Origin of the sequence: Ottowia caeni (genome assembly GCF_050821495.1) — a bacterium.
In the GTDB taxonomy this organism is placed as follows: Bacteria; Pseudomonadota; Gammaproteobacteria; order Burkholderiales; family Burkholderiaceae_C; genus Ottowia; species Ottowia caeni.
In genome coordinates this window covers 722,188-746,043 of the sequence record NZ_CP151080.1, presented here as the reverse complement: position 1 = coordinate 746,043, position 23,856 = coordinate 722,188, and the positions used below count along the sequence as shown (strand labels likewise).

General features: G+C 60.1%; 28 protein-coding genes. 14 read left to right on the top strand and 14 right to left on the bottom strand.

The annotated features are described in order from the left end of the window. Positions 1-348 precede the first annotated feature (348 nt). Positions 349-2,265, bottom strand: a complete 1,917-nt coding sequence (locus tag AAAK34_RS03635; RefSeq protein WP_231695429.1) for a molybdopterin biosynthesis protein — start codon at positions 2,263-2,265, stop codon at positions 349-351. Beyond that, positions 2,262-3,509 (bottom strand): molybdopterin molybdotransferase MoeA, encoded by a 1,248-nt coding sequence (locus AAAK34_RS03630; RefSeq protein WP_231695430.1) that lies wholly within the window; start codon positions 3,507-3,509, stop codon positions 2,262-2,264. The genes AAAK34_RS03635 and AAAK34_RS03630 overlap by 4 nt, the downstream gene beginning before the upstream one ends. 85 nt (positions 3,510-3,594) lie before the next feature. On the opposite strand from AAAK34_RS03630, the gene AAAK34_RS03625 reads away from it, so the two are divergent. Continuing rightward, a complete protein-coding gene (locus tag AAAK34_RS03625) occupies positions 3,595-3,783 on the top strand; it encodes a hypothetical protein (RefSeq protein WP_431777756.1) in 189 nt (62 codons plus the stop codon). Between the two features lie 53 nt (positions 3,784-3,836). Here AAAK34_RS03625 and AAAK34_RS03620 read toward each other — a convergent pair whose 3' ends face one another. After that, on the bottom strand, positions 3,837-4,385 hold the full coding sequence (locus AAAK34_RS03620; RefSeq protein WP_231695432.1) for a DUF2946 family protein: 549 nt from the start codon (positions 4,383-4,385) through the stop codon (positions 3,837-3,839). 196 nt (positions 4,386-4,581) lie between these two features. Between AAAK34_RS03620 and speD the strand changes: the two genes are divergently transcribed. The 3 genes from speD to AAAK34_RS03605 all read left to right on the top strand — a co-directional run bounded on the left by speD (position 4,582) and on the right by AAAK34_RS03605 (position 6,588). Continuing rightward, positions 4,582-5,028 (top strand): adenosylmethionine decarboxylase, encoded by a 447-nt coding sequence (speD, locus tag AAAK34_RS03615; RefSeq protein ID WP_231695433.1) that lies wholly within the window; start codon positions 4,582-4,584, stop codon positions 5,026-5,028. Continuing rightward, positions 5,025-5,987 (top strand): polyamine aminopropyltransferase, encoded by a 963-nt coding sequence (gene speE, locus AAAK34_RS03610; RefSeq protein WP_231695434.1) that lies wholly within the window; start codon positions 5,025-5,027, stop codon positions 5,985-5,987. Before speD ends, speE begins: the two co-directional genes overlap by 4 nt. 157 nt (positions 5,988-6,144) lie before the next feature. Continuing rightward, a complete protein-coding gene (locus tag AAAK34_RS03605; protein WP_231695435.1) occupies positions 6,145-6,588 on the top strand; it encodes a c-type cytochrome in 444 nt (147 codons plus the stop codon). Here AAAK34_RS03605 and AAAK34_RS03600 read toward each other — a convergent pair. Together AAAK34_RS03600 and AAAK34_RS03595 are read right to left on the bottom strand one after the other, a co-directional pair. Continuing rightward, on the bottom strand, positions 6,529-7,638 hold the full coding sequence (locus tag AAAK34_RS03600; protein ID WP_431777755.1) for a YheT family hydrolase: 1,110 nt from the start codon (positions 7,636-7,638) through the stop codon (positions 6,529-6,531). The genes AAAK34_RS03605 and AAAK34_RS03600 overlap by 60 nt on opposite strands. Further along, positions 7,635-8,081: a nuclear transport factor 2 family protein gene (locus AAAK34_RS03595; protein WP_231695437.1), complete on the bottom strand. Its 447-nt coding sequence runs from the start codon at positions 8,079-8,081 to the stop codon at positions 7,635-7,637. Before AAAK34_RS03595 ends, AAAK34_RS03600 begins: the two co-directional genes overlap by 4 nt. 206 nt (positions 8,082-8,287) lie before the next feature. Between AAAK34_RS03595 and AAAK34_RS03590 the strand changes: the two genes are divergently transcribed. The 10 genes from AAAK34_RS03590 to AAAK34_RS03545 all read left to right on the top strand — a co-directional run bounded on the left by AAAK34_RS03590 (position 8,288) and on the right by AAAK34_RS03545 (position 16,219). Next, on the top strand, positions 8,288-8,908 hold the full coding sequence (locus tag AAAK34_RS03590) for a LemA family protein (RefSeq protein ID WP_231695438.1): 621 nt from the start codon (positions 8,288-8,290) through the stop codon (positions 8,906-8,908). A gap of 49 nt (positions 8,909-8,957) precedes the next feature. Beyond that, positions 8,958-9,893: a TPM domain-containing protein gene (locus AAAK34_RS03585; RefSeq protein ID WP_231695439.1), complete on the top strand. Its 936-nt coding sequence runs from the start codon at positions 8,958-8,960 to the stop codon at positions 9,891-9,893. A 19-nt stretch (positions 9,894-9,912) separates the two neighbouring features. Beyond that, complete coding sequence (locus AAAK34_RS03580) at positions 9,913-10,473, top strand: TPM domain-containing protein (protein ID WP_231695440.1); 561 nt, start codon at positions 9,913-9,915, stop codon at positions 10,471-10,473. Between the two features lie 43 nt (positions 10,474-10,516). Then, positions 10,517-11,047 (top strand): hypothetical protein, encoded by a 531-nt coding sequence (locus AAAK34_RS03575; RefSeq protein WP_231695441.1) that lies wholly within the window; start codon positions 10,517-10,519, stop codon positions 11,045-11,047. A gap of 64 nt (positions 11,048-11,111) precedes the next feature. Then, positions 11,112-11,327: a hypothetical protein gene (locus AAAK34_RS03570; protein ID WP_431777754.1), complete on the top strand. Its 216-nt coding sequence runs from the start codon at positions 11,112-11,114 to the stop codon at positions 11,325-11,327. Positions 11,328-11,427: 100 nt separating this feature from the next. Beyond that, positions 11,428-11,826, top strand: coding sequence for a cupin domain-containing protein (locus AAAK34_RS03565; protein WP_231695442.1), 399 nt, complete (start codon positions 11,428-11,430; stop codon positions 11,824-11,826). Positions 11,827-11,938: 112 nt separating this feature from the next. Then, positions 11,939-12,271, top strand: a complete 333-nt coding sequence (locus tag AAAK34_RS03560; RefSeq protein ID WP_231695443.1) for a tripartite tricarboxylate transporter substrate-binding protein — start codon at positions 11,939-11,941, stop codon at positions 12,269-12,271. 92 nt (positions 12,272-12,363) lie between these two features. Then, positions 12,364-13,596 carry a CoA transferase gene (locus tag AAAK34_RS03555; protein WP_231695444.1) on the top strand — a complete coding sequence of 411 codons (1,233 nt, stop codon included), beginning with the start codon at positions 12,364-12,366 and terminating at the stop codon, positions 13,594-13,596. Between the two features lie 27 nt (positions 13,597-13,623). Next, positions 13,624-14,433, top strand: a complete 810-nt coding sequence (locus tag AAAK34_RS03550) for an enoyl-CoA hydratase-related protein (protein ID WP_231695445.1) — start codon at positions 13,624-13,626, stop codon at positions 14,431-14,433. Next, the gene (locus AAAK34_RS03545) at positions 14,426-16,219 is read left to right on the top strand and encodes an acyclic terpene utilization AtuA family protein (RefSeq protein ID WP_231695446.1); all 1,794 of its coding nucleotides are present in this window, start codon (positions 14,426-14,428) and stop codon (positions 16,217-16,219) included. The genes AAAK34_RS03550 and AAAK34_RS03545 overlap by 8 nt, the downstream gene beginning before the upstream one ends. 85 nt (positions 16,220-16,304) lie before the next feature. Here AAAK34_RS03545 and AAAK34_RS03540 read toward each other — a convergent pair whose 3' ends face one another. The 9 genes from AAAK34_RS03540 to AAAK34_RS03500 form a co-directional block, all read right to left on the bottom strand. Further along, entirely contained in the window at positions 16,305-16,724 is a 420-nt protein-coding gene (locus AAAK34_RS03540) for a F0F1 ATP synthase subunit epsilon (protein ID WP_231695447.1), read from the bottom strand. Positions 16,725-16,814: 90 nt separating this feature from the next. Further along, complete coding sequence (gene atpD, locus AAAK34_RS03535) at positions 16,815-18,242, bottom strand: F0F1 ATP synthase subunit beta (protein ID WP_231695448.1); 1,428 nt, start codon at positions 18,240-18,242, stop codon at positions 16,815-16,817. A gap of 39 nt (positions 18,243-18,281) precedes the next feature. Then, positions 18,282-19,160, bottom strand: a complete 879-nt coding sequence (gene atpG, locus AAAK34_RS03530; RefSeq protein ID WP_231695449.1) for a F0F1 ATP synthase subunit gamma — start codon at positions 19,158-19,160, stop codon at positions 18,282-18,284. A gap of 24 nt (positions 19,161-19,184) precedes the next feature. After that, positions 19,185-20,744: a F0F1 ATP synthase subunit alpha gene (gene atpA / locus AAAK34_RS03525; protein WP_231695450.1), complete on the bottom strand. Its 1,560-nt coding sequence runs from the start codon at positions 20,742-20,744 to the stop codon at positions 19,185-19,187. Positions 20,745-20,800: 56 nt separating this feature from the next. Then, on the bottom strand, positions 20,801-21,331 hold the full coding sequence (locus tag AAAK34_RS03520) for a F0F1 ATP synthase subunit delta (protein WP_231695451.1): 531 nt from the start codon (positions 21,329-21,331) through the stop codon (positions 20,801-20,803). 31 nt (positions 21,332-21,362) lie between these two features. After that, positions 21,363-21,833, bottom strand: a complete 471-nt coding sequence (locus AAAK34_RS03515) for a F0F1 ATP synthase subunit B (RefSeq protein ID WP_231695452.1) — start codon at positions 21,831-21,833, stop codon at positions 21,363-21,365. A gap of 36 nt (positions 21,834-21,869) precedes the next feature. Next, the gene (gene atpE, locus AAAK34_RS03510; protein ID WP_231695453.1) at positions 21,870-22,118 is read right to left on the bottom strand and encodes a F0F1 ATP synthase subunit C; all 249 of its coding nucleotides are present in this window, start codon (positions 22,116-22,118) and stop codon (positions 21,870-21,872) included. 81 nt (positions 22,119-22,199) lie between these two features. Further along, positions 22,200-23,081 carry a F0F1 ATP synthase subunit A gene (gene atpB / locus AAAK34_RS03505; RefSeq protein WP_231695454.1) on the bottom strand — a complete coding sequence of 294 codons (882 nt, stop codon included), beginning with the start codon at positions 23,079-23,081 and terminating at the stop codon, positions 22,200-22,202. Between the two features lie 21 nt (positions 23,082-23,102). Continuing rightward, positions 23,103-23,585 carry an ATP synthase subunit I gene (locus AAAK34_RS03500; protein WP_231695455.1) on the bottom strand — a complete coding sequence of 161 codons (483 nt, stop codon included), beginning with the start codon at positions 23,583-23,585 and terminating at the stop codon, positions 23,103-23,105. Between the last annotated feature and the right edge of the window lie 271 nt (positions 23,586-23,856).

Sequence of the window (23,856 nt, the reverse complement as noted above, 5' to 3'; positions counted from 1 at the left end):
GAGACAGAATGATTCTGTCAGCATCACCCTCCCAACGCCATATGATCAGCAATGCATAAGTGGCGGGGGCCGATGAGGTCGGTCAGCCTATTGATGCGTCCGAAATTAACGATACGCAGTCGTGCCCTCACCCCCACCCTCTCCCGGAGGGAGAGGGTGCTATTAAACCGATGCCGTTTGCTTAGTGGTCGATGCTATTTTTGTAGGAGCGGCTTTAGCCGCGATGACCCCCAAGCAAGCGATGCCTTTGTGGAAACGCTGCCGATCGCGGCTAAAGCCGCTCCTACAAAAACCCTACGATGACACTAAACTTGTCTTAGGCTAGTGCCATTCGATCCAGGTTCGGTCTCATTCAGGGATTCGAAAGCCCATTCCGCGCAGCGAATTTCTCGCGCGATCGGACTGCAGCAAGGTCATGAAGGCTTGCACAGGGGGCCGATCAATTCGTGCCTTGGGCACGACAAAATCGTACCGCTCTTCCTGCACCGGAATGAAGCCTAGGCCGTACTGCCGAGCCACCGTATCAATGGTCAAACCCCAGTCGGCGCGATGCTGTGCAATGGAAACCGCCACCGCGTTGTGAGACTTGGTCTGCACCCCGTACCCCGGGGGCTTCTCGGCACCAAGCAAACGATCTATCAAGATGCGGGTGCCACTGCCGGCATTTCGGTTGACCATGGTGCAGTCCGGGTCTGCGCGCACGGCTGCGATGGCGGCACCAGGGTCTTTACCTTCAAAACGGGCGTCTCCCGGTCGGTAAACAATGCCTTGCATACGGCCGTAGCCGGGCACCAGGAGTAGCTCAGGCGTCAGTAAATGGTGGTTGTAGACACCCGTGAGGGGGTCCATCAAATGGATGCCGGCCACGTCGCACTCGCCACGCTTTGCGGCCATGAGACCACCGGTGCTGCCGACGCTCATGACCTTGATACGTATGCCCTGGCGCATCAGTTCACCAGACAACCAATCCAGCCCCACGCAGTGGCTGCCGATCAGGATGAGATCGGCGGGGTCCAGCCCCCGGCTCAATAGCTGAACCTGAACGGGTGCTCCCTGATCCAGAATCTCGGTATGCTGACCTATGGTGATGAATCCATCTGCATGGCTGAAGGTGGTTACGGAGCCAGAGCCCTTACCCATTGGGTAGGCGGCAAGCCCCTTGTCGGAGGGCACCAGATTGACGAGCAGATACTCTGTGCGGCCACGCTCGGAGTTCACGCGCATCGGCAATGATGCCGGCACCAGGGCCTGCTGCTCAGGAGGTCGGCCCCCAAATGCGCGAATGACAGGCGCCAGAAACTCATGGAACGTGAACACCGCCGACGTGGGGAAACCGGGCAAGATGACCACGGGTTTGCCCCCGGTCACCGCGAGGCAAACCGGCTTGCCGGGCTTGAGCGCCACACCGTGCGCCACAATGCCAGGATCTCCAAGAGCGGCCACGACCCGATAGGACAAGTCTCCCTCACCTTTCGACGTTCCGCCAGAAAACACCACTGCGTCGGCTTCTGACATTCCTTGAGCCAGAGCAGCGGCAAGCGCGGGCTCATCGTCAGGGATGACGCCAAGGCGCAAGGGTTCGCCCCCCAGTTCTTCGACTGCGGCGCTGATGATGGCCGCATTGGAATCGTAAACCGCACCAACGGGCAACGGGGCACCGGGCGCCACGATCTCGTTACCCGTGGAAAAAATGGCCACGCGGGGCTTGCGGTGCACACTCACCTGCGCCAGGCCTAGCGCCGCCAGCACCCCAATCTCACGAGAACTCAGCGGCTGGCCTGCGCGCAACACTGTCTCTCCGCGTGCGATGTCGGTGCCGGCATAGCTTACGTTCTCGCCTGCTGTGGCGGCGCGCCGAACCTGCACGCTGCCGCCTTCTGCATCGGTATGTTCGACCATCACGACGGCGTCGGCACCTCGAGGCAGCATGCCGCCTGTAGCAATGGCCATTGCCTGGCCGCGAGCAACCGCACCTTGCGGGACGATGCCTGGCGCCAGAGTCTCACCCGTCAGCACCAGCTCGCGCGGCTGCTCCTCCATCGCCCCCCAAGTGTCGGCCGCCTGCACTGCGAATCCGTCTACGTTGGAACGGTCAAATCCTGGTACGTCGATCGGCGCGACGATGTCGGCACCAAGCACGCGGTTCAACGCAAGCTCAAGAGGGACGATCTCGGAGCCCAGCGGCGCGAGGTTCAGATGCTCACGAAAGCGGCGCTCTGCCTCGTCCCGCGTGACAACATGAAGAAATTGCGATTGAGGTTTCACGTGTAATCGTAAAGATGGACAGTTACTTCAGATCCGGGCCCGTGGCCTTCGCTTTCGGCGGGAACGACCACAAAGCCATCAGCGCGCGTGGTGGAGCTCAACATGGACGCACCTGACAGCGCCAGAGGCTCCACTCCCTGCTCTGTGACTTTCACTCGCACGTAGTCGACGCGCCCCACCTGCGACACTATCTTGCGCAACATGGGTGCGCGCGTTTGACGATATGGCCAATCAGCGGGCCTGCCACCGAGCCTGCGAATGGCTCGACCGGCAAAAAAATCATAGGCGCAGAGGCACGACACTGGGTTGCCGGGAAGCAAAAAGACCAGCGCGCCGCCTATCCGCCCCATGCCCGCCGGGCTGGATGGACGCATGGCAATGCCGTGTATGGCGAGCTCCCCCAACTCCGCCACCAAGCGCGGCGCGTGGTCTTCGGAGCCGACGCTGGAGCCACCGGAAACCAGGATGACATCAGCCCCCGGAGCGACCAAAGCCTCCGAGATGGCCTTGGGGTCGTCTCCCAGCCGCTGATGCGACTCAAGAACCCCTCCATCTCGCGGCACCAAGCCCCGCAAGGTCATGGAATTGGCATCGTAGATTTCAAAAGGGCCTTTGGGGTGCCCTGGTGCCTGAATCTCGTTGCCTGTCACAAGCAGGCGCACGCGCGGCTGGCGGATGACCTGCAACGTGCCGAAGCCAACCGAGGCCGCGACTCCTGCATCCTGAGGTCGAAGGCGGCGACCCGCTGCCAGCACTGTGCTGCCCAGTGCAATGTCCTCGCCAATGCGACCCACGTGCTGCCCTGGGGCCATGGGCCGAGTGATGGTGAGCCGCCCATCCTGCTCGGTGGCGTACTCGGCTGGCACCACGGCGTCAAGTTCCGCAGGCACCGGCGCGCCGGTCATGATGCGAATGGCGGAGCCCTCCGGCACCACGCCATCAAACGGGCGACCGGGCCAAGCGTGGCCAACGAGCGTGAACTCCAGAGGGTTGTAGTCCCCCGCGCCCATGGTTTCGGCCCCGCGCAGTGCATAACCGTCCATGGCCGAACGGTCGAACTCAGGCACGGCGATAGGTGCCACCAGATTGGCAATGATCACGCGGCCGGAAACATCATCAACCGCCACTGCCTCGCCATCCAGCGGGGATGTATGAGCGTCGATCCAGGCGAGTGCATCGGGTACTTCGGCACGCCGCGAAAAACCGCGCATTCGGACATCGGAAAAATCAATCTGTCGAGTCATCTGTTTCAGTATAGGAGGACTTCGGAAATAATGCCCCCAATAGTGAAAGGATCTTGGCATGAGAGGAATTTGGGGGCTTTTGGGCTTGGTGATCGCACTCGTCATCGTGATGCTTCTGGCCAAGCAACAAATCACGGGCAGCAAAAGCGCATCATCTGCAACTGAAGGCAGCAACGATTCGGTGCGGGTACAAAGCCAGCAGATGCAGCAGCAAGTTCGTCAGGCGATGGAAGCCGCCATGGCAACAAAGAGAGATCCCGACGCGGGTCAGTAAGTCGACCAACTTCAAGCCTCGAGAGTGCCTCGAGAGTGCCTTGAGAGAGCTGGCTACGATGTCCTTTGCAGACTCTCCACTGCCGGACTAAGCACGTATCCATAGCTAGCCGGCAGATCCACTGCCTCCACGGGCTCGGGTGCCCATACACCTCGTTCAACGGCTTCGGCGACGTGCAGCATGTCCTGCGTGTGCACTAGGCCGAGGCCAAGATCAGTCATCAGGAAGACTCGACCTTGATCGTCTACGATAGCCCGGGACACTTGCACTTCCTGACCGGTGTGCGAACGCACTGAGCCGTCTTCCTGCACGCGCCAGATCAAGGGCGCGACCTCGAGCTCGACGTAGACACGCTGCGGGCCATTCTGAAAAAACCATTCTCCACTAGCGTCTGACTCGTAGTTACGCTGAATGAAGTCAATCAGCTTTGCGTGCTGAAGTAGCGAACCCTTGGCACCAGGCAAGCCGCTGGCAAACCCTCCGATGGCCTGCGCTTGCTCGTCTCGCAAGTACCAATTGCCCCGCGCATCCAAACCCAGCCAACCATAGCAGTGCGGCACATTCGGCCACTTGACCATGGCCTGTTTCACGATGTCGTCCATAGTTAATGATAGATCGAGACACCATTAAACCCTTGTCACGTCTTGCTTTTTTTCTTATTCACTTTATTGGGTATAATAGAAACTTTTTTCGCGCGCGATTCAAGCGCACTGTCCTACCCGGTGCTCTATTGCTTTTGCGCAGGACTGCAAAAGCGCAGCGCTTGGTTTTTTGCCTTCTTTTTTTGGAGACAGGCCCATGTACCAACGCCAATCCCTACCGTCCTTCTCGCAGCCACCTCTGGCTCCCGCGTCGGGCGTTACCCGCTTGCGCCCTGTGGCGCGCAAAGCACCTGGCCTTCATCTGATCGGCGACCTCCATCACTGCGTCTGCGATGCGCGCCTGATGACCGATGCTGCATACCTTGAAGCATTTTGCCGCAAGGCGGTCGAGCGCGCCGGACTGACCACAGTCGGCTCCCTGTTTCACAGCTTCGGAGACGGAGAAGGCGTCACTGGTGTGGTGGTCCTGGCCGAGTCGCATTTGTCTCTCCACACGTGGCCTGAAGACGGGTATGTCACGCTCGATGTGTACGTGTGCAGCTACACCACCGACAATCGCGCCAATGCCGAGTCACTGTTCGCCCGCGTCATGCAGGCGTTCGCACCCGCAGACCCGCACCTTCACCGCGTCGAACGGGCATGAGTAGCTTGGCCCCACGCGAAGGCGGCTTCGTTGCGGAAGCCCTGTCGCCCGATTTCGGCTTCTACCTCCGCACCTCTCACCTGCTGGCAGAGCGGCATTCGCCCATGCAGCATATCGAGATCGTCGACACGCCCCTGTTCGGCCGCGCCATGCGTATCGACGGGTGTTTCATGACCAGTGAGCGCGACGAATTTTTCTACCACGAACCGATCGTTCAGCTACCAGCGGTCAGCCATGGTCGCGTGCGTTCTGCCCTTGTCATTGGCGGCGGTGACGGCGGCACGATAGAGGAACTGCTTAAACACCCGGAAATGGATCGCGTGGTGCTGGCAGAACTCGACGCAGACGTGATCGACATGGCTCGCACGTGGCTGCCTAACATTCACCGTGGTGCGTTTCTGGATCGCCGGGTCGAGCTGCACATTGGTGACGGGCATGCCTTTGTCATGCAGTGCAATGAACAGTTCGACCAGATCGTGCTGGATCTGACCGACCCCTTCGGCCCCGCTGTGGCACTGTATACAGCGGAGTTCTATGCTGCCTGCCGGCGCGCGTTGACCCCGGGCGGCGTGTTGTCTTTGCACATCCAGTCGCCCATTCACCGAGGGCCCACACTGGCGCGCATCATGGCCTCGTTGCAGGCCGCGTTCCCGATTGTGCGGCCGTATCTGCAATATGTACCCCTGTATGGCACGCTGTGGGGCATGGCCATGGCGTCGGACAGCGTGGATCCGCTCGCACTGGAGGCACAGGAGATAGACCGGCGCATTGCGGCGTTGGGTATTCGTGACCTGCAGTTGTACAACGGCGCCACCCACCATGCGCTGCTGGCCCAACCCAACTATCTGCGCGAACTGCTGGCTGCGCCTTCCAAACCGATCAGCGAAGGCGACTCGTTGGACGACCCAACGCTCGACCCGGAACTGAATGCCCCGCCGCACCTGGAACCGGCGAACTGAGTACGACCAAGCCGCCTCCGGGCGGCTTTTTTCGGCACAGGCATGCACTGGCCAAAGCACATAATCCATCAACTGACTGCGTGCCCCCACAAGGGACTCACAGCCTGACAACTTTCCCGAATTATTTTCTATCAACTATTCATAGGTTGTTGCCAACATGAAACGCCATCCTGTTCTCATCCCTCTCATCTGCATCCTCTCGGCAGCGCTGGCTTCGCCCGCTCTGGCGCAGCTGCGCGCTGGTCAGGAGGTTTACAAATCGGTCTGTGTGGCCTGTCACGAGACCGGCGTCGCGCACGCGCCAAAAGTAGGCGACACGACAGCATGGAAACCATTGATCGAAGAAGGTCAGCACATACTGAGCGCACACGGCTATGTCGGGGTGCGCGCCATGCCGGCCAAGGGTGGTGATGACAAACTCTCACTGGAAGAGTTTTCGCGCGCCGTCGCCTGGATGGCGCGACAAGCCGGCGGCAGCTGGCAAGATCCTGACGCCGCCATGATGCATCGCATCCGAGGGGAGGCCGTGAAGCGCATCGACTCAGACATTCGCGCCAAGCAAAAGCTCAAGGCCGTTCTCAGACAGCAAGAAAGAAAATAAGACTTTTATTTGCTCCGGCTCCATGGTGGTTGCACCCGTATGGGCCGGATCAGCAGGTGTACTGCTCAAGCAACCACCCCCCACAGCGCGGGGTAGCCACAGCACGTGGCCCGGCGGCGCAGCGCCTTGAGCAAAGCCTACGTGACCACCATGATCGGGCTGCCACAAGGTCACGTATCTTCCCACTTCACCCTCTTTCGGCAAGCTCTCGGCCGGCACAAACGGGTCGTTCTTCGCATTCAGGGCCAAAGCCGGCACCCGGATATCTGCCAAGTGTGGCTTCGCGGATGCGCGGCGCCAATAGTCTTCAACCCCTGCAAAGCCATGCAGCGGTGCCGTGAACAGATCATCAAACGCGTAGAGATCTCGAGCTGACTGCAGACGCTTCAGGTCAAACAAGCCTGGGTGCTGGGCCAGCTTGGCTCTAGCTTTGGCCTTCATGGTGCGCAGGAACATGCGGGTATAAACCTGACGGTTGATGCCTCGGCCTATCGCGTGACCTCCTGCTGCCAGATCCAGCGGCGAGCATACGGCTGCCACGGCCTGAACAAGGCCACCTGCAGACGCGCCGAATTCTCCGGCCCACCGTAGCAGCGCGTTGCCACCCAGCGAAACACCGACCGCCAACACGGGGCCGCCTCCGCCGGCGTCCTGCCGTGTGCGCAGGCGCTCCAGCACCCAGGCCACTTCCGCCACATCGCCCGAATGGTAAACGCGCGGCGCAAGGTTGATTTCGCCGGAACATCCTCGAAAATGCGGCACGGCGAAGGCCAGCCCCTGGGTGCGCGCCCAGCCGGCAAAGGCTTCTGCGTAGTGGCTGCGCGACGACCCCTCCAGGCCATGGAACAGCACCAGCAAAGGCGCACCTGGGGCGGTGCTTACGCCGTCCAGAAAATCAACATCGATGAAATCGCCGTCGGGCGTGTCCCAGCGTTCACGCCTGTAGTTCACGGGCGCACCTAGCACGCGTCGCGCGTACAGTGCCGGCAAGATGGTTTGGAAATGTCCGCCCGGCAACCAGGGCGGAGCGCGGTAACTCGTTGGGTTCAATGTAATAGCTGAGCGGGCACTGATGCTTCGGCCACTTCAGCGCGGCCAGGGCTGGCATGGTGCGCCACCAGGCGCCAGCCTTGTGCGGTCTTCAGGAAAACGTTGGTGGCCACCACCCAGGCGTGCTGGGGACCTTCGGCGGTGATCACGTCAACGCGCTCCAGTACGTTGTGTATGCTGGCTGAAAGCGATTCGACCTTGCGCTTTCGCTCAGGAACCAAGCGCACGCTTCCATTGGACAGCATGGCTTCGAAGGCCTCGCGAATAGCGGCCACCCCGACCAGTCGCGCGCCCCCGGGATGAACGCAGACAATGTCGTCCTCGTCGGCCCAGCAAGCCATCACCTGATCGAGGTCGCCGGCCTGCAACGCTTCATAAAAGGCGGCTTCGACATCGTCGGCAGAAGCCCCCATTTCGGCGGGCCGGTAGCGTGGCTTGGGCATGGCATGACTGGAAAAGGAGCAGACATTGTGCCGCGAAACCGTGACGAACGCAGCACACAGAGTTAGCAAACCAGCCCGCAAGCATGGCCTGCCAAACTGCCTGCCGCCTGCAAAAGCGCGGTCTTAAGCCATTTACCTACAGACGGCAACTTGCACCTATGGTAGTTTCTCGCTTGATCCCATTTTTCGCGAGAGAGGATGCAACAATGAAAAACTGGCTCTTCAAGACAGCCGCCGTGCTGACGTTGCTGCTGTCGCTCAGCGGCTGCGGTTACAACGATTACCAGCGCCTGGACGAAGCCACCAAGTCTGCATGGAGCGAGGTTGTCAACCAGTACCAGCGCCGTTCCGATCTGATCGACAACCTGGTCAGCACGGTCAAGGGGGAGGCCCAGTTCGAGCAAGATACGCTGAACCAGGTCATTCAGGCCCGCGCCAAGGCCACCAGCATTCAGGTAACGCCAGAAACCCTGAACAACCCCGAAGCCTTCAAGCAGTTCCAGGCAGCGCAGGGGGAGCTTTCCAGCGCCCTCAGCCGCCTGATGGTGACCGTGGAGCGCTACCCGGACCTCAAAGCCAACAAGGCGTTCGCCGACCTGCGCGTGGCGCTGGAAGGCACGGAGAACCGCATTGCGGTGGCACGCGACCGATACATCAAGTCCGTACAGGACTACAACGTTCTGGCTCGCAGTTTCCCCACCAACCTGACGGGCATGGTGTTTGGCTACAAGCCCAAGGAGAACTTCACGGTCGCCAACGAGGCAGAAATATCTCGTGCACCGAGGGTCGATTTCGGCAAATCTCCAGCCGCTCCGGCCTCACGCTGATCGGAGCCTTCAGCCTGACTTGACCTCTTCGACACGTCGCGTGCTTTTCTTGAACACTCCTCTTGCTCTGCTATTGCGAGCGCTGGTTGCGCTGACACTGGCGCTTTCAGCCAGTTTGGGGCTGCAGGCGCAGTCGCTGCAACCGGTGCCCGCGCTGACCTCTCACGTGGTCGACACTTCCGGCACCCTGGATGCAGCGCAAACGGCTGCACTGGAGGCCAAGCTCACGGCTCTGGAGCAGGAGAAGGGCTCGCAGGTCGTCATACTGGTCGTGCCTACCACGGCCCCGGAAGATATCGCGGCCTACGCCAACCGCGTCGGCAATGCCTGGAAAATTGGCCGCAAGGAAGTGGGAGACGGTCTCATCCTGCTCGTGGCGGTGCAGGACCGCCGCGTACGCATTGAGGTAGCCAAAACGCTGGAAGGCGCCGTGCCAGACATCGCCGCCAGCCACATCATCAACGAAGCCATCACCCCGTTTTTCCGCCAGGGCGACTATGCGGGCGGATTGAGCGCGGGCGTGGACCAGCTGGCCGCACGCATCAAGGGCGAGCCACTGCCGCCGGTTCAAGCGCCGGAGACGCAGGTTACCCAGCGGGGCAGCAGCTTCGGACTGATGGATGGCCTGGTTTTCCTGTTCATCGCCGTGCCCATTGTCAGCGGGTTCGCCCGGAGTGTCTTCGGACGCAAGCTGGGCGCGTTGGTGACAGGCGCTGGCCTGGGCGGCTTGGCCTTCATCATCACCGCCAGCCTGGCCATAGCCGTCATCGCAGGCATCGTCGCGCTGCTTCTCGCCATGTTTTCTGGCGCTCTGCCTGCATCCATGTCTAGTAGAAGCGGGCGCTCTGGCGGCCCGTTTTTCCCACCCTCCAGTGGCGGATGGGGAGGCGGCGGAGGGGGCGGGTTTGGCGGTGGCGGAGGTGGCGGCTTCAGCTCTGGTGGCGGCGGTAATTTTGGCGGCGGCGGAGCCAGCGGAAGCTGGTAGGCCGAATTGAGTCACTGACATGAAGACATCTCCATTCGTTCGCCTTGTACGCCACCGTTGGTTTGACGAGAGCGACGCGCGCCGTGTCGTACCCCCAGAGGTCGCCGAACGCCTGCAGAGCCGCGTAGCTGCCAGCGAGCGTCGCCACACAGGCGAGGTACGCTTTTACGTCGAAGGCGCATTACCGCTCAGCTACCTGTGGCGCCACCTGCGCGACAAGGTGCCGATCGATCAGATCGTGCGCGAGCGAGCGGTCATGATTTTCTCCAAGCTGCGCATGTGGGACACCGCGCAAAGCAATGGCGTGCTGATCTACCTGTTGCTCGCAGAGCATGCCATTGAACTGGTCGCCGACCGCGGCGTGAATCGACATGTCGGCACCGCCGAATGGAAGGCGATGGTAGACAGGCTCAGCCTTGCCCTGAGCGAGAACCGCTTCGAGGACGGGTTGACGCAAGCCTTGGAAGAAGTCTCAGCCGTGTTGGTGGAGCACTTCCCTGCGTCTGAGTCCGGGAACGCGAACGACACGCCGCCGCCCTCAGGGAGCAACCAACTACCGGATGCCCCCGTGGTTCGATGACGCGGGCAATAAGTTTCAGGCGTCCTGATGCCTAATAGAAGGTATGAAGTCCAAAATATCGTCGCGCAGGCAAATCATCACTATCGTCCTTCTGTTCTTGGCTGTCGGAGGCGGCTTGGTGCGCTGGCTGGTACCCGGACCCTCCTTGGTGCGCGACCTGGGGTCGCTCCTGCTTGTACTTTGGCTGCCGATCGTGGGCAACATCATCGGTTGGCTGATGACGCGGGCTCGGACGCCGAAGGTGCTGCCACCTGGGTTTGCGCCAGATGCCGCCTTCGCGCCCTCGGCGCAAGTCGAGCTTACGCTGTTCCCGGCGGCCGTTCCCGCGGAAAGTCGCCCTGTGCGAGCCGGTCTCTTTCCTTGCCTGGTGGTCCTTGGGTCCGAAGCTTTCAGCGCGCGACTGGAGGTCCACCCGGGTGCTGAGCCTGTGCCAGAGGTGCCGCAGATGATGCAGCTTCAATTCCTGCGACCCGAACTCGCGCTACCCAGGCTGCAGCTCGACAGGGAGTTCACCCTGCTGTCCGGCCGGAAGGCCCTCGGCAGAGGGCGTCTGCTCGACTTGCCCCAGGCTTGATCAGCCACTGCCCCTTTGAACCTGGATCCGGCAGTTGACCGCTTGCAATCTCCAAGAAAGCCGCGTGGACACTCAATTTCGATGCTCCGATCACGCTCACCTGTTTGGGCGGCCGGCTGCGGCTGAGAGCGCTACGCACCCGATCAGGCCGCCCTCGGGCACGCTGGCGGCGTTGCTCGTTCTTGCAGGCACGAGCCTGCCGCGTCCTCACGTCTTGCCAGCGCACCCGATGACGACCTGCTCGGGCGCGTCCAACTGCCGGATCCAGGTTGAACGCTGAAAACTCAGCGATTCATTTCCGTTATCGAATCTGTTCACTCTTCCTATTTCCCTTCGGGACGTCCAGCCACTAGCATGCGAGGGCTAACCAGGACAATCAAATGAACACTGAACAGATCGAAACCAAGCAAACGCGCGGGGGCGTGATTCGCCCCTCAGAGCTCCCCGGCTACAGCCCCGCCAACCACCACGGCACCACCAACATTCGCCTAGTCGGGCCCGAGTGCGGCGCGCGACACATGGAGTTGGTCCTCGGCGAGATCGTTGCGGGCGGCAATGCACTGCCACATGCGCATCCTGGGTTGGAACAGGCCGTTTATGTTCTGGAAGGTTCAGCTGTGGCTGGCATAGATGGCCGAGAACAGGAAGTGCGGGCCGGCGACGTGATGTTCTTCCCCGAAGGGGTTTTTCATTCCATCAAAGTCACCAGCGACAAAATCAAGTTGCTGGTCATCTATGCGCCACCCTACGGCGAAGACCCTACCAAGGTGATTCGTTAATCACGGCTGCCAGCGGCTTGCTCTAGGAGCCTGTCGGACTTGGAGCGCCGAAAGCGAAAATGGGACCCAGCGAGGACAGTTTTTGCAGGATTCGCAGGCCCATAGCCCAGCTATGGGTCAAGAAGACTGTGAAAAATGGACCGCTGCGGCCCATTTGCAGCCGGCGATTTCCAAGTCCGACAGGCTCCTAGGGTCTCTTCAAACCGTTGGACAGCCGCCGACATGCTCCGGTTTGCAAGCCTCACATGGAACACCGCAAGATATCATCACAAGACTGAACAAGGCTCTCGTCGAAGGTGTCAAGAGCGACGCCATCACGTCCGTCTACAACAACGCCACGCTGGAATCGTTCACCACGACACCTCAGGGGCTGGCCGAGTTTCAGCGCTCGGAAACAGATACCTGGGGTCGTGTGATCAAAGCCGCCGGCATCCAGCCTGAATAGAAGCTGTCTCTTTGCAGGAGGCCGCCTGACCCCAGGCAGCCTCCTTCAGCCTAACCACGCCTGCGTAGCCGCAGTTTTTTGCGTAGGAAATCATGCAAGACACCAACAATGGATCTGAAGGCGCCTTGAGTGGCGTGCGCGTGCTGGACATGACCACCGTGTTCATGGGACCGCTGGCAACACAACAACTCGCCGATCTCGGCGCTGATGTGATCAAGATCGAGGCTCCCGGCGGAGACAGCACACGCTCGCTCGGCCCCGGAGGCGAGAAGGGCATGGGTGCCCTGTTTCTCGCGCTGAACCGAAACAAGCGCAGCATCGCCCTCGACCTGAAGAAGGAGGAAGCCAGGCAAGCTCTTCTGCAACTGGCGCGAACCGCCGATGTGCTGGTGTACAACGTACGCCCGGCCGCCATGGAGCGATTGGGCCTGGGGTATGAAACTCTCCGCGCGGTCAACCCGCGCCTTCTCTACGTCGGATTGGTGGGGTTTTCTCAACGTGGGCGTTACGCACCGCAGGCCGCCTTCGATGATTTGATTCAAGCGGCCTCAGGAATGTCTGATGTCGTGGCGCGCGGCAGCGGCTCCATTCCACGCTATCTGCCAATGGCCATCGCAGACCGCCTCGTAGGCCTCTACGCCTTTGGCATCGTCTCCGCAGCCCTTTTTGCGGTCAGCAAGACAGGGCGTGGCAGGCGCATTGATGTACCGATGTTCGAGACGATGCTCTCCCAGGTCCTTGGCGATCACCTTTACGGTGAAACCTTCGTGCCCGCGCGAGGAGCCATGGGTTACCCACGTCTGCTATCTAAAAATCGCCGCCCCTACGCCACCAAGGACGGCCACATCTGCTGCACGGTGTACACGGATGCCAACTGGAAGTCCTTCCTTCGCCTAATTGGGAAACCTGAACTCTTCGATACCGATCCCCGATTCGCCACTATCAGCGCACGCACCCGCGTGATTGACGAACTTTATGGCATGGTGGCAGACGCCCTGCTCGAACGCACCACCGCCGAATGGGTAGACGCTCTTCGGGATGCCGATATTCCATGCTTTCCGATGCACACGGTGGAAAGCGTTCTACATGATCCGCATCTGGGGGACATCGGCTTCTTCCAGGAAACAGAGCAACCCGAACTAGGGCGCATACGTCAGATGAAGGGGCCCAGCGAATGGTCGGAGGGAGGTCCGTCGTTACGTCGCGCAGCACCAGGGCTCGGCGCTGACACCCGTGCCGTGCTCAAGGAAGGGGGATTTGAAGAAACCCAGATCGATCAGCTGTTGGCCAGCGGCGCCGCCGTGGTCCAGGGCGGCAAGTCCTGATATCTTGAAGACGCTACAGGAGGTGAAGTGGATCAGACTAAAAGCACATCTGTCATCCGGTCAGAGCAACGAGGGAGCGCCCTCTGGGTCACCATCGACCGAGAGGAACGCCGCAATGCGCTGAATCCAGATGTCGTCGCAGGAATCGAAGCAGCTTTCCGATCCGTTGCCTCCACACCCGAAATAAGAGCGGTGGTGCTGACTGGCGCGGGTGAGAAGGCTTTTTGCGCGGGTGCAGACCTCTCTCGTGGGACCGGTGTTTTCGGAGATGCCGCATTGGAGCCGACGACGGATTTCGGCCGACTCGCGCGCGTCGCCCGCGAGATGCCTATCCCCATCATTGCACGCGTGAACGGCGCTTGCGTCGCAGGTGGAATGGGGCTCTTGGCCATGTGCGATCTCGCCGTCGCAGCCGACCATGCGCGTTTCGGGCTGCCCGAGGCCAAGGTGGGTGTGTTCCCGATGCAAGTGCTGGTGTATCTGCGACGCATGGTGGCTCCCAGGCATGTGAACGAACTCTGCTTCATGAGTGACCTCATTGACGCTGCACGCGCTCAAGAAATAGGACTCGTTAACGCAGTGGTCGGGAACAACGACCTCGACGCAAAGGTCACCTCCATGGTGGAACGGATCACTGCCGGATCGCCCCTTGCCATTCGCCGCGGCCGAGTCGCAATTCATGAACTGGAAGCCATGGGCTTCCACGAAGCACTCTCGTACGCAGAGGCTCAGATCGCACTTGCCGCCAGTACGCCAGATGCGCGCGAAGGACTGGCTGCATTCAATGAGCGGCGCTCACCTCAATGGTTCAAGGCTGCAGGAACAAGTCATGACTGAACGGATCATTCGAATAGGCGGCGCTTCTGGTGCCTGGGGGGACAGCCCCCGTGGCATCGGGCAACTGCTCGGCACCCAAGTCGACTACTTGATGATGGACTACTTGGCTGAAGTGACGATGTCACTGTTGGCCAGAGCTCGCATGAAGGATCCAGAAGCGGGTTTCCCTCCGGATTTCATCAGTTTTCTAAAACCTCACCTGCGCACCTTGTCTGAGCGTGGAATCAAGGTCGTAACCAACGCGGGCGGTGTCAACCCTGCCGCGTGCAAGCGCGCTCTCGAAGCCGCCTGCCAGGAGCTGGGACTCCAATTCAAGATCGCTGTGGTGACCGGTGACGACCTGATGCCGAAACTGGAAGAGCTTTGCGCGGAGGACGTCCGCGAATGGAATACCGGAGAACCACTGCCAGCGAACATGTTGACGGCGAACGCCTATCTAGGCGCCCTGCCCATCGCCGCGGCCCTGGATCGTGGTGCCGACGTCGTCATTACAGGCCGTTGCGTGGACAGCGCATTGGCTCTAGGCGTGCTAATGCATGAGTTCGCCTGGAAGCCCGATGACTATGACCGCCTTGCCGCCGGATCTCTGGTGGGGCACATTCTGGAATGTGGGCCGCAGTCCACCGGCGGGCTCTTTACGGATTGGGAGCGGGTGCCTGACTGGCACAACATCGGATACCCGATTGCAGAATGCCGGGCAGACGGAAGTTTCGTGCTAACGAAGCCTCCCGGCACCGGAGGCCTGGTTGAAGCCGCGTGCGTGGCCGAGCAAGTGCTTTACGAAATCGGGGATCCGCGCGCCTACATATTGCCTGATGTCGTGGCAGACTTCTCACGCCTGTCGCTCTCTCAGCAGAGCCCAGATCGGGTGCTGGTCGAAGGCGCTACCGGACGCGGGCCTACAACAGAGTACAAGGTTTCCGCCACTTACCAGGACGGCTATCGCGCCGTCGCGCTGGTGGCCATTATCGGCCACGATGCCTTGCGCAAAGCGGAACGGACTGCCCAGGCGCTGATTGACCGCAGCACCATGATTTTCGAGGAACTCAAGCTGCCGGGCTTCACGAGGGTCCACACAGAGGTATTGGGCGGAGAGGCCAGTTACCTGACCGACTCACGTGCGAGGAACTCACGCGAAGTCGTGCTGCGCCTCGTCGTGGATCACGAAAATGCCAAGGCACTGAATCTTTTTGCCCGCGAGGTGGGGTTCACCGGGCTGGCCTTCGCCCCTGGCACGGCGGCCATGATCGGTGGTCGACCAAAGCCTTCACCGGTGGTGCGTCTGTTTACCTTCCTCGTCGACAAACAGCGCCTCAACCCCCTGCAGCTTCAGATAGGCTCGGAGGAGCCGATGAAAGTCGATGTTCCGGCAGGAATCGCCTACGTCGCTCCACCCGCTCCAGCCTCTCAGGATGAGGAAGTCGGAGAAACGCAAGACCTTACCGTGAAGGTGCCGTTGCGTAAGTTGGCGCACGCCCGCTCGGGCGACAAAGGGAACATTTCGAACATCGCTGTCTTCTGTCGACGTCCTGAGTTTCGCGACCATCTGGCGGCCCACCTGACGCCAAAACGCGTCGCTGAGCATTTCGCCGGAACGGTTAAAGGACGAGTGACGCGCTACGAGGCACCTGGCCTGAGTGCGTTCAATTTCGTGATGGAAGATGCGCTCGGAGGCGGTGGCATGGCTTCCATGCGGATCGACCCCTTGGGGAAGGCATTTGGCCAGCGCTTGCTAGAAATGGAAATCTCGGTGCCTGCGGAATGGGTGCAACGCCATCGTGTTTGACATAGGATGAGGCGAAAAAAAACCCGGGTCAGCCCGGGTTTTTTCGCTCACCCATCTCTGGGTGAGCAGCGTCAGTACAAGCACATCAGCGCTTCTGGCGATACTTACGCAAAGCGGCGATCTGAGCAGCCAAAACGGCAAGCTCGGACGTGGCGCGTGCCATATCGATCTCGCTCTTGGCGTTCTTCAAAGCCTCTTCTGCGGCAAGCTTGGCGGCATTGGCCTTTTCATCGTCCAGATCCTTGCCACGAATCGCGGTGTCGGACAGTACGGTGACGTGATTGGGCTGCACTTCAAGAATGCCACCAGCCACGAACACGAACTCCTCGCCACCACCTGGCGTCTGGATACGCACCGAGCCAGGCTTGATGCGCGTGATGAGCGGGGTATGGCGTGGGTAAATACCCAGCTCGCCTGCTTCGCCCGGCAGGGCGACGAACGTGGCCTCACCCGAGAAGATGGACTCCTCGGCACTGACCACGTCAACATGAATGGTGTTGGCCATGTTATCTCCTGGTTGAACGCGGGGCTTTCAGTATCGGGGGGCTTGAATCAGCGCACCACAACCTGTCGCCCTGCGCACACTAAACCGAAATCAGACCTTTTTGGCCTTTTCCATGGCTTCTTCGATGGTGCCGACCATGTAGAACGCCTGCTCGGGCAGGTGATCGCATTCGCCGTTCACGATCATCTTAAAGCCCTTGATGGTGTCCTTGAGCGAGACGTACTTACCGGGCGAACCCGTGAACACCTCCGCCACGTGGAACGGCTGGCTCAGGAAACGCTGGATTTTGCGCGCACGCGCCACGGCCAGTTTATCCTCAGGGCTCAATTCGTCCATACCCAGAATGGCGATGATGTCGCGCAGTTCCTTGTAGCGCTGCAGCGTACCTTGCACCTGGCGGGCGACGCCGTAGTGCTCCTCTCCCACCACCAGCGGATCAAGCTGACGGCTGGTGGAGTCCAGCGGGTCCACGGCAGGGTAAATACCCAGCGCAGCGATGTCACGCGAGAGCACCACAGTGGAGTCCAAGTGAGCAAACGTGGTAGCGGGTGACGGATCGGTCAAGTCATCCGCAGGCACGTACACGGCCTGGATAGAGGTAATGGAGCCCACCTTGGTGGACGTAATACGCTCTTGCAGACGGCCCATTTCTTCGGCCAGCGTGGGCTGGTAGCCCACGGCTGAAGGCATACGGCCCAGCAGAGCGGACACTTCAGTGCCGGCCAGTGTGTAGCGGTAGATGTTGTCCACGAAGAACAGCACGTCGCGGCCTTCGTCACGGAAGGACTCGGCGATCGTCAGGCCCGTGAGCGCGACGCGCAGACGGTTGCCTGGAGGCTCGTTCATCTGGCCGTACACCATGGCCACTTTCGATTCGCCCAGGTTCTCCAGGTTCACCACGCCGGATTCGGCCATCTCGTGATAGAAGTCGTTACCCTCACGAGTACGTTCACCCACACCAGCGAACACCGACAGACCCGAGTGAGCCTTGGCGATGTTGTTGATGAGTTCCATCATGTTCACGGTCTTGCCGACGCCAGCACCACCGAACAGACCCACCTTGCCGCCTTTGGCGAAGGGGCAGATCAGGTCGATCACCTTGATGCCGGTTTCCAGCAATTCTTGCGAAGGGCTGAGTTCGTCATAGGTGGGCGCCTTGCGGTGGATGGATGCCACCTGCTCCTGGGAGACTGGGCCACGCTCGTCAATGGGGCTACCCAGCACGTCCATGATCCGGCCCAGCGTCGCTTTGCCAACAGGAACTGTGATCGGGCGATTGGTGTTGGTCACCATCATGCCGCGACGCAGACCGTCGCTGGAACCCAGCGCGATGGTACGCACAATGCCGTCACCCAACTGCTGCTGAACTTCCAGCGTCAGAGTAGTGCCGTCCATTTTGAGGGCGTCATAGACCCTGGGCATGCGATCGCGCGGAAATTCCACGTCGACCACGGCGCCAATACATTGGACGATTTTTCCCTGAACGCCTGCGTTCGTAGTGATGTTCTCTTGAGCCATTTGTCTTGCTCCAATAACTTGTATGCGTTGTGAACCGTGTTAGACGGCTGCGGCGCCCGCAACGATCTCGGACAGCTCTTTCGTGATCGCCGCCTGGCGGGTCTTGTTGTAGACCAGCTTGAGTTCGTTGATCACGTTGCCGGCGTTGTCGGTGGCGGACTTCATGGCGACCATTCGGGCCGACTGCTCGGACGCCATGTTTTCTGCCACTGCCTGGTAAGCCAGCGATTCGACATAACGCACTAACAGATCGTCGATCACGCTCTGCGCATCCGGTTCGTAGATGTAGTCCCAGGAATGCTGCGTGCCGCTGGCGCGCGTTTCTTCCTGCATCTTTTCACCCGACAGCGGCAGCAACTGCTCGATGACGGATTCCTGCCTCATGGTGTTGATGAAGCGGGTGTACGCAATGTAGACCGCATTCAACTCGCCCTTCTCATACTGGTCGAGCAGTGTCTTCACTGGACCGATCAGTTTTTCGAGGTGGGGCGTGTCGCCGAGTTGAGTGGCTTGCGCCACCACCCTGGCACCGATCCGGGTCAGAAAACCGAGACCCTTATTGCCGATTGCCACAGCATCTACGGCCACGCCATCGCCCTGCAGTTCACGCAGTTTGCTGGTCACGGCTCGCAGCACGTTGGTGTTCATGCCGCCGCACAGCCCTTTGTCCGTAGTCACCACGATCACGCCGGCCTTCTTGACCTCGTTGATCTTCATGAAGGGGTGCACGTACTCAGGGTTGGCCTCGCCGAGGTGCGCAGCAATGTTGCGCACTTTCTCGGCGTAGGGGCGGGCGGAGCGCATGCGATCTTGCGCCTTACGCATCTTGGACGCGGCCACCATTTCCATGGCTTTGGTGATCTTCTTGGTGTTTTCCACCGATTTGATCTTGCCGCGAATTTCCTTACCGACTGCCATTACGTTGGTCCTTTCAAGGAAGGATCAGGCGAAGGTCTTCTTGAAGGACTCGACGGCTGCCGTCAGGGCTGCTTCGAGCTCTTTGTCCTTGTCGAGTGCCTTGCCAGCTTCCAGCTTGTTCAGCAGATCGCCGTGCTTGTCCTTCAGAAAGCTGTGCATGCCAGCTTCGAAACGAAGGATGTTCTTGACTTCCACGTCATCCATGAAGCCTTTGTTCACTGCGAACAATGTGGCGCCCATCAGGCTGATAGGCTGAGGGCTGTACTGAGCTTGCTTGAGCAATTCAGTCACGCGGGCACCACGGTCGAGCTGCTTCTTGGTTGCGGCGTCGAGGTCAGACGCGAACTGCGCGAAAGCAGCCAGTTCACGATACTGAGCCAAGTCGGTACGAATACCGCCGGAAAGCTTCTTGATCAGGTCGGTTTGAGCCGCACCACCCACTCGCGACACCGAGATACCCGCGTTAATGGCGGGACGGATGCCTGCGTTGAACAGGTTGGTTTCCAAGAAGATCTGACCGTCGGTGATGGAGATCACGTTGGTAGGCACGAAGGCGGAAACGTCGCCAGCCTGGGTTTCAATGATCGGCAGCGCGGTGAGCGAACCAGTCTTGCCCTTGACTTCACCCTTTGTGAAGGCTTCGACGTAGTCGGCGTTCACGCGGGCAGCGCGCTCCAGCAAACGCGAGTGCAGATAGAACACGTCGCCAGGGTAGGCTTCGCGGCCTGGTGGACGGCGCAGCAGCAGGGACACTTGACGATACGCCACAGCTTGCTTGGACAGATCGTCATAGATGATCAGAGCATCTTCGCCGCGGTCACGGAAATATTCGCCCATGGTGCAGCCTGAGTAGGCCGACACATACTGCATGGCGGCAGACTCGGAGGCCGAGGCAGCCACGACAATGGTGTATTCCATGGCGCCGTGCTGTTCCAGCGCACGCACCACGTTCTTGATGCTCGACGCCTTCTGACCGATGGCGACGTACACGCAGACCATGTTCTGGCCTTTTTGGTTGATGATCGCGTCGATCGCCACAGCGGTTTTACCGGTCTGGCGGTCACCGATGATCAATTCGCGCTGACCACGACCGATTGGCACCATGGAGTCGATCGACTTCAGGCCGGTCTGCACAGGCTGGCTCACCGACTGACGCGCGATCACGCCGGGCGCGACCTTCTCGATCACGTCGGTCATTTTGGCGTTGATGGGGCCTTTGCCGTCGATAGGCTGGCCGAGCGCGTTCACCACGCGACCGATCAACTCGGGACCGACCGGCACTTCCAGAATGCGACCCGTGCACTTGACGGTGTCGCCTTCGGAGATGTGTTCGTACTCACCCAAAATCACGGCGCCGACGGAGTCGCGCTCGAGGTTCAGGGCCAGGCCGAAAGTGGGTTCGCCGCTGGCAGTCGCCGGGAACTCCAGCATTTCGCCCTGCATGGCATCGGAGAGGCCATGGACGCGCACGATGCCGTCGGTCACCGAGACCACGGTGCCCTGGTTGCGCACATCGGCGCTGCCACCCAGGCCCTCGATGCGGCTCTTGATCAGTTCTGAAATTTCTGCGGGATTGAGTTGCATGACTCTTTCCTTGTCCTAAAGGGTTGTATCGAGGGGCCTGGCGCCTGATGCTGAGATCAGGCGGTCAGAGCCATCTTCATTTGTTCGAGGCGGGCTTTTACCGAGGTGTCCAGCACCTCGTCACCCACCGTCACGCGCACGCCGCCGATGAGCGCCGGAACGATCTGCACTTCAGCTTGGAGCTTCCGGCCAAATCGCTTTTCGAGCGTCGCAACCAGTTCGCGCAGTTCGCTGTCGTTGATCGGAAACGCACTCTGAATCAGAGCGTCCGAACTACCGCTGACCTCGTTGGCGAGTTCGCGGAACCGGCGCGCCACTTCGGGCAGCGCGACAAGGCGGCCGTTTTCGATCACGGCACGCAGGAAGTTCGCACCCTGATCGGGTAACGGGCTCTTCAGCACGCTGGTGACGACTTCAAACACCTGGTTGGCGTCGACACGCGGATCAGCGGCGAACTGCAGCAGCTCATCGCTGGCCGCCGCGCCCGCCAGCCCATCGAGCCAGGATTGCGTCGCGGCCAGGTCGGCGCGCGACACCTGGAACAGTGCTTCGGCGTAGGGTCTTGCAATGGTGGCGAGTTCTGCCATAGACGTTTTCCTTTGGGCGAGCCCTGATTGATCAGAGCTCGGTCTTCAGGCGGGACAGCAGGTCCGCATGCACCGTCGGATTGACTTCCTTGCGGAGGATCTGCTCGGCGCCTTTGACAGCCAATGCGGCAACCTGCTCACGCAGGGCCTCACGGGCACGCACCACTTGCTGCTCGGCTTCAGCCTGTGCAGCGGCAACAATCTTGTCGGCTTCCTCGGTGGCACGCACCTTGGCTTCCTCGATGATCTGTTGCGCACGGCGCTCGGCATCAGCCAAGCGGGCCGAGGTCTCGTTGCGCGAAATGGCCAACTCTTGCTCTACACGCGTGTTGGCGGCGGCAAGTTCAGTTTTAGCCTTATCGGCGGCAGCGAGGCCGTCGGCGATTTTCTGAGCCCGCTCGTCGAGTGCCTTCGTGATCGGCGGCCACACGAATTTCATCGTGAACCAAACCAGGATCGCGAAGACAACGGCCTGCAGGAACAGGGTCGCGTTGATATTCACGGTTCGACTCCTTTCAGTCTCGAAAGGTTTCGCCGCTTAAGCCAGGGTGAAGGGGTTGGCGAAAGCGAACAACAGGGCAATAGCAACACCGATCAGGAAAGCGGCGTCGATCAGACCGGCCAAAACGAACATTTTGGTTTGGAGTTCGTTCATCAGTTCTGGCTGACGAGCCGAAGCTTCGAGGAATTTACCGCCCATCAGCGCGATGCCGATGGAAGCGCCGATAGCGCCCAGACCAACGATCAAACCACAAGCCAAAGCGACGAGGCCGAGAATGTTTTCCATGATTGCTCCTAGAGAAAGAAAGGGTAGTTAAAGGAAAGGAAATTAAATTACGAAACTCAAGTAACGAAGCTCTGTGGAAGCTCAGTGAGCGTCATGCGCCTGACCCACATAGATCAGCGTCAGCATCATGAAGATGAACGCCTGCAGCGTAATGATCAGGATGTGGAAGATAGCCCACACAGACCCGGCAATCACGTGCCCAACACCCAGCCAGAAACCACCCGTGAGGGGGTTGAATTGCCAGGCCCATACACCACCCATCAGGGCGATCAGCATGAAGACGAGTTCGCCGGCAAACATGTTGCCGAACAGTCGCATGCCGTGCGAGACGGTCTTGGCGACATATTCAATGATCTGCATCAGCAGGTTGACTGGCCACAACGCTGGATGAGCGCCGAAAGGAGCCGTGACGAGTTCGTGCGACCAACCGCCCAGACCCTTGATCTTGAGGTTGTAGAACAGGCAGATCAGCAACACGCTCACTGCCAGGCCCAGCGTGGTGGAGAGGTCAGCCGTAGGCACCACGCGCTGATAGGCATGGGAATCTCCGACGGCCATCTGGTAAGCCACCGGAAGCAAATCCACGGGCAACAGGTCCATGGCGTTCATCAGGAAAATCCAGAAGAACACCGTGAGCGCGAGCGGCGACACCAGCTTGCGGCTCTTGGCGTTGTGGATCACGCCCTTGGCCTGATTCTCGACCATTTCAGAGAGGATCTCGATGGCCGCCTGGAAGCGCCCAGGAACACCGGACGTGGCCTTGCGGGCACCAAGCCAGAGCATCCAACAACCCAGCACGCCGAGCAGCACAGACCAGAACACTGAATCAGCATTGAACAAGCTGAAGTCGATGATGGACTTCTGCGAGACCGATTCAAACGAGAAATTTTTCTGCAAGTGATGCAGGTGGTGCTGGATATATTCTCCAGCAGTCTGTCCTTGCGCAACGCCTTCAGCAGCCATACGTTTTCAGTTGTTCAAAGGTCAATTTATCGACACAGCTGACCGGCGTTTCACCGACATCAGCCACAACGCCGCCCACGCGGCTTTGATCGTTACCACAAACCCAGCCAGCAAAGCCAGCCAATGCACCTGCGCCAGAACCTTCGGAGCCGCCAACAGCAGCGCCAAGGTCAGCACAATCTTGATACCCTCCCACACCATCAGCGCCATTAAGGCACTGCCGGCGTTGGCCTGCACTTTCATGCGGCGCGCGACCATACGGGCAAATAGCACCGCCGGAACCCACGCCGCCAAAGCACCATAGGCCGCGGACCATACTACGGGCTCCAGCCCTCCCGATAGCAGCCAAGCCACAACCGCAGCAAGAACCCCCACCACTGCCTGCACCCAGACCACCGGCCAAGGCGACAACGGCCTATGCACTTCACGCCACCTCCGCGCCTCTTCGGCACTCAGGGGCTTGAAACCCTCTTCAGAGGCATCATCTATTTCATCATCAGACATTGGCGTTGCCCAAAAATAGGCGATTGCCAAGTGCGATGACTACCGTCTCGGCTTTCGAGCAGTTAACGGCAACCGCCATCTGCGACTGCAAAGCCTCTTATTATAGGGTTAATCCGAAGCTCAAACGAATCGAACGGCTGCGTTCTACGCTACTGGACACACAAACTGTGGTTCAGATGCCGCGCCGCCAACGTCAACACTGGCCTTCTTGCTTGCTTTTTTGCGTGCCTTTTGACTGCTATTCTCACAACAGCACCGGTTTTCGCCAAGG